The 5,375-nt window shown below is 67.3% G+C and carries 2 protein-coding genes; one reads left to right on the plus strand and one right to left on the minus strand.

Annotated features, from left to right (window positions below; genetic code table 11):
• Window positions 1–316 precede the first annotated feature (316 nt).
• On the plus strand, window positions 317–1,603 hold the full coding sequence (locus L0B03_RS13405; protein WP_250446581.1) for an ISL3 family transposase: 1,287 nt from the start codon (window positions 317–319) through the stop codon (window positions 1,601–1,603).
• Window positions 1,604–2,302: 699 nt separating this feature from the next.
• On the opposite strand, the gene L0B03_RS19375 is transcribed toward L0B03_RS13405, so the two are convergent.
• Window positions 2,303–5,323: an RHS repeat-associated core domain-containing protein gene (locus L0B03_RS19375; RefSeq protein ID WP_308200060.1), complete on the minus strand. Its 3,021-nt coding sequence runs from the start codon at window positions 5,321–5,323 to the stop codon at window positions 2,303–2,305.
• Window positions 5,324–5,375: the final 52 nt, after the last annotated feature.

Consider the following 5,375-nt stretch of genomic DNA (forward strand, 5'->3'; position numbering starts at 1 on the left):
CGGCGGACGGGCGGCCGCGCTCGGGGCGGCCTCGACGGTGGTGGCCGCCGGGGTCGCGGGCGGGCTGGTGCTCGCGGTCTCCTGACCGGCGCACCTGGGTCACGGTCGGCCGAGGACGACGTTGAGATAGCTCGGGTGCAGAACGCGTCAGGACCGGCCCCGCACCGCGGGAGAGGCCTCGAGTGAGAGGAGGCCCGGGAGGGGCTCTTCGTGGTTCGTGGTGATTGGGCCGGGTCGCGTCGTTGGGACGTAGAAGGCTCGTGGCCTGCTGGGATGGGTGTTGTCGAGACATCCAAGGACCAGAGGACCACGAGCCGTGTTCGAGCCTACGGGTTCGCGGCGTGATGCTGCGAGCACGATCTTCAACCTGCCCGACTACCGTGTGATCGATGCCGTCGAGGGGCCCGGTGGGCAGCGACAAGTCGTCGTGCAGAGCACCGCGCCGCCGGGGTGCCCGGTCTGCGGGGGGATCTCGGTGCGGGTGCACTCCAGGCGCCGGCAGGTGGTGCGCGACGTCCCGATGGGCGGCCCGGTGCAGGTGGTCTGGGACAAGCGGCGCTGGTTCTGCGCCGAGGCGCTCTGCCCGCGCGGGACGTTCAGCGAGTCCACGATCCAGATCCCTGCTCGCGCCCGGTCCACGGCTCGGCTGCGCGAGGCGCTGGTGGCTGCGGTGGTGGTCTCGGGGCGGGCCGCGTCGGAGACCGCCCGGGCGTTCTCGGTGTCCTGGTGGACCGTCCAGGCCGCCCTGTCCGCGGTCGCGGTGCTGCTTGAGGAGGTCGACGCGGTCCCGGTGCGCCGCCTGGGTGTCGATGAGCACCGCTACCGGTCGGTGAAGTACTTCCGCCGCCCCGATGGGACGTGGCGCAGGTTCGAGCCGTGGATGACCACCCTGGTCGACCTGGACACCGGGCGGGTTCTGGGTGTGGTCGACGGGCGCGACAGCGCCGGTGTCGGGGCCTGGCTCGCCGCACGCAGCCCTGCCTGGCGCGAGGGCGTCCAGGTCGTGGCGATCGCCCCCTCGGCGGCGTTCCGCAAGGCGCTGACCGAGCACCTGCCGAACGCCGCGATCAGCGTCGATGCGTTCCACCTGGTCGCGCTGGCCAACGACATGGTCACCAAGGTCCGCCAGCGCATTACCCGCGACCGCCACGGACGGCGCGGGCGCCTCGTCGACCCCGCATGGGCCAACCGGCGCCTGCTGCTGCGCGGAGCCAACACCCTGTCCGCGGCCGGGTGGGCGCGCCTGGAGCGCGTGCTGCGCACCGACGACCCGACCGACGAACTCGGCGCCGCCTGGGCCATCAAGGAGCAGGTCCGCCGCCTGCTGAGCACCGGGTCCCTGGCCGACGCTCACGAGGAGAGGATGCGCCTGGGCGCCTACGTCCTGGCCGCGAACATGCCCGAGAGCGACAAGCTCTACGACACCATCACCGCCTGGTGGGCGTCGATCGAGGTCCTGATCGTGACCGGCGTGACCAACGCCCGCACCGAGGCCGCGAACACCGCGATCAAGAACATCAAGCGCACCGGCCGAGGGTTCCGCAACGAGAACAACTACCGCACCCGTATCCTGCTCGCCAGCGCCGCGAAGACCGCAGCGTGAACACCCTCCTCAGCGAGCACGTTCACCACCAACCGTGAGGAGCCCCGGGAGGTGGCCTCGTGCCTGGCTGCCGAGCAGCGCGTCGCGCGCACCGAACTCGCCGGCGTGCGCAAGCGGGGCGGGGCCTCAGAGGTGCCACTGAGCAGCAACTATTCCATAACGTAACTTATCGGTGCACAATCCAGTGTGAACCGAGTCCAGCGAGGCCAGGGTGGAGCGTGAACGTCAGGCGTGCGGGGTGCTGCGGCTATGGCCCCGGCCTCATGGACGGTCGAACACAGCCTTGAGAGGAAAGGGTTGGGAACCTAATCCGCGCGGTAAGTCTCATAGATATCGCCACCCGGCCACTCGTCGGCATACACCTCGAGAACCCGCTGCGCGGCTCGCTGAACGCGCCAGTCCTGTGTCGGTGAGTCAAGGGCGACCATCGCTTCTTGAATTTCGGGCCAGCGGAGCTCGCGCATGCAAAACTCAAGGCTCTCCACAACTCCTGGTCGCAAAAGCTGGAGTTCCCCCGGTCTAGGCGCGGTCAATGCGAGGAGCGCCTCCACGGCCTCTCGGCGTCGATCGGGCGAAGACTTCAGCAAGCCCCGCAACTCCAACAGCGGTGGTTCGATCGCCCGTGTGTCGAAGGACGCTTCGGCAGCAGCCAGGACCCTGGCAATCGCTCTCTGAAGATCACCCGGCACCGATGGCCCCTTAGTGTGCAACTGTCTGCCACGCATTTGCCTGCACCTTAAGCCTCGTTTGCTCCTGGAAGGCGGTGCGGGCGACGCCCGCAATGGATCCATCCGGTCGGTAGTGGCCCGACCTGTTGTTCAGCATGTGAATTGTACCATTAAACACCCGAACTTCACCGGCCGCGAGGACATCGCGGCCTCGACTCAGACTGATGTGACCACCCCGGCCAACTACCAAGGAGCCATCTTGCTGGACGACGTAATCGAAGCGGCCATTGATGCCTGAGAGCCGATTCAGTGGCACCGTCCCCCCCGGGATCAATGGGTCGTCCGGGGCAAGGTTCGACCAAGTGCGCGGTGCGGCTGCGGTTCCTGCTGCGGGCGAGGTTGCGATGGGCGCTCTCGGCGATCCTCCGGTTGCGGCGGACACTCCCCCCTTCACGCCAAAAGCGGTTGCGACGGTTATGAGAGCAGCACTATGGCCCGCGATCAAGGCGTCCCCCGGCTGTCCTGCATTGTGGTACTCGTACGCAGCCGAGGCCTGCTCCACCGCGGAATACATGGGGTTGAAGTGCACGTTTGCCGTGTCCCAGGTTCCGCACAGCCCGCCACCGGAGTCGTTATATACGGAATGGATAGAGTTGAGCTGCTCCCATCGGCCCCGGATTGTGAGGGATTCTCCAACGGCGTCGAGCGTTCGGTACGATGAGATAGGAAAGGCAAACAGTGTCTTCCAGGCTTGCTCGTCTGGCCCAGACGGCCATAGACCGGAGCGATCCGTGTAAGTTGTCGGATTGTTGAAGCCGTACGTGAAGCCGTTGACCGTGGGCATTCCTACAGGCACGGCAATCGGGTCTGTCTCGGTGAACCGCCCTGTAGCGGGGTCGTAGTCGCGGGCTCGTAGGTCGTACAGGCCGGTGACCTGGTCGAGGTACTGGCCGGCGAAGCCCAGTCCGGTGAGTGTGGTGTCCGCGTTGGGGGCGGTTGCTCGTCCGAAGGGGTCGAGCAGGCTGGAGGCGAGGGAGAGCTGCGTGGTGTCTCCCGCGGCGTGGGCCACGTTGCCGAAGGGGTCGTTCAGGAGCCAGGTGTCGTCGTCGGGTGTGCTGGCGGTGATGGCGGTGCCGGCGGTGAGGGTGTCGGGGAGCCAGGTGGTGGTGGGGGTGCCGTTGGCGTTGTACTGGCCGGTGCGGGTGGGGAGGCCGGTGGCGTTGTCCCAGGTCCAGGTGGCGCTGAGCGCGTCGTCGATCAGGCGTGCGGTGCGGTTGCCTTCGGGGTCGTAGGAGTAGGTGACGGTTCGCCCGTCGGGTAGTTCGTGGCCGGTGACTTCGTTGGCGAGGTTGGTGGTCTGCGTGCTGGTCCCGGCGGGGGTGGTGGTGGTGTCGATGGTGCCGTCGGGGGTCCAGGTGTTGGTCAGGACGGTGTCGCTTCCGTCGTTCGCGGTCAGGAGCTGGTTGGCGTCGTCATAGGTGTAGGTGGTGGTGCCTGTGGGGGTCGCGAGCTCGGTGCGATTTCCTAGTTCGTCATAGACGTAGGTGTCGGAGCCTGGGCAAGACTCGGTTGTGAACGCGCAGTAGGACGTCAGCCACCCGTTCTCATCGTGTGCGTATTCGGCCGTGGACGTGTCGTGCGTTTCGGCGGTCTCGACGGAGAAGTCATCGACGAGGACGGTGAGGGACTCGCTTGTCTCTTCTTCCCACTCCACGATGCCGCTGGTTATCGCGGCCACTCCAGGGGCTTGGAGATCAGGGTGGTCATCGGTGGTGGTGAACTGCCAGTCCGCGGGCTCGCCGTCCTGGGTTTTCCACACCTTTGCGCGGACGGTGGTAGGTGCGGTTCCTTCAGCCTGGAGGCGGATGGCAACCGTCTCACCAGCGCTGTAGGTGACCCCCCATTGATCCTCAGCGTGGTCGAAGTAGATCGGCCCGAGCCACTGGTGCCCGGCATAGATGTTCACCTGCATGGAACTGTCTGGCGCCCAGAGGTCCAACTTCAAACGGTAGGCGAGGTCATCCACCTGTCTGGCGACGAGGGTCAGCTCGACGTCGTCACCCGCGAGGACCTGGTCCATGGTGAATGTGGCGCGCACGTCGGTGGAGTCGGAGGCAGGCATGTCGAGCATCGAGGTGACGGACGTGCCCGTGGTCAGATCATGGCGTGCGGTGCCGTCGCTCACGGAGGCGTTGTCGGGGTCGTCGACTGTCCACTGGTTGCCTTGCGCGGTCTGGCCCCACCCGGACGCGACGGTCCTGTCGAAGTCGTCCGTGACTTCGTGGGTGGTGGTGGTCGGTTGCCCGGCCGTTGTCATCTGGGTCGGGTACCCGCGCGCGTCGCGGGTGACGGTGTAGGTCGCCAGGGTCGCGTCTGGGGTGGCGTGGGTCAGTTCGGCGATCTGGCCGGTGGGGTCGTGGGTGTAGGTGGTGGTGGTCGGAGTGGTGGTGCCGCGGGTGACGGTGTTGAGCTGGCTGGCAACGTCGTAGGCGTAGGTCACCGGTTCGAGCTGGGTGGTGCCGGTGGGCGTGGTGGTGTTGAGGCGGCCGGCTTCGTCGTAGGTGTAGGTGGCGCCCTGGCCGGTGGAGTAGTCGATGGCGGCCAGGCGCCCGGCGGAGGTGTAGCCGTAGGTCGCGGAGGCGGGGGTTGGTCCGGTGCGGGTGACGCCGGTGACGCGTCCGGCGTCGTCGTAGGCGAGCTCGATGTCGGCGGCGGCGATGCCGTCGTCGGCTCGGCTGGCCGCCTCGAGGCGCCCGGCGGGGCTGTAGGTGTAGGTCAGGTCGGGGGTGCCATCGGAGTAGGAGATCGTGGTGACGCGCCCGGTGGGGTCGTACTGGTACTGGATGGTCCCGTCGTGCGGGTCGGGTGTGGTGGTGCCCGAGGGCTTGACGGTGGTGACCAGGCGCCCGGCGTCGTCGTAGGTCATCTCGGTGACGCGGCCCAACGCGTCAGTGGTACTCAGCACGTTGCCGGCCGGGTCGTAGGTGTGGGCGGTGGCCCGGTCGAGTGGGTCGGTGACGGTGGCCAGGTTCGAGGCGTCGTGAACCGTCACGGGTCTGATGCCGCTTCCTTGTGATGAAGGATGGCGACATGCCCAAGAAGTA

Source organism: Actinotalea sp. C106 (genome assembly GCF_023630195.1).
Classification (GTDB): Bacteria; Actinomycetota; Actinomycetes; order Actinomycetales; family Cellulomonadaceae; genus Actinotalea.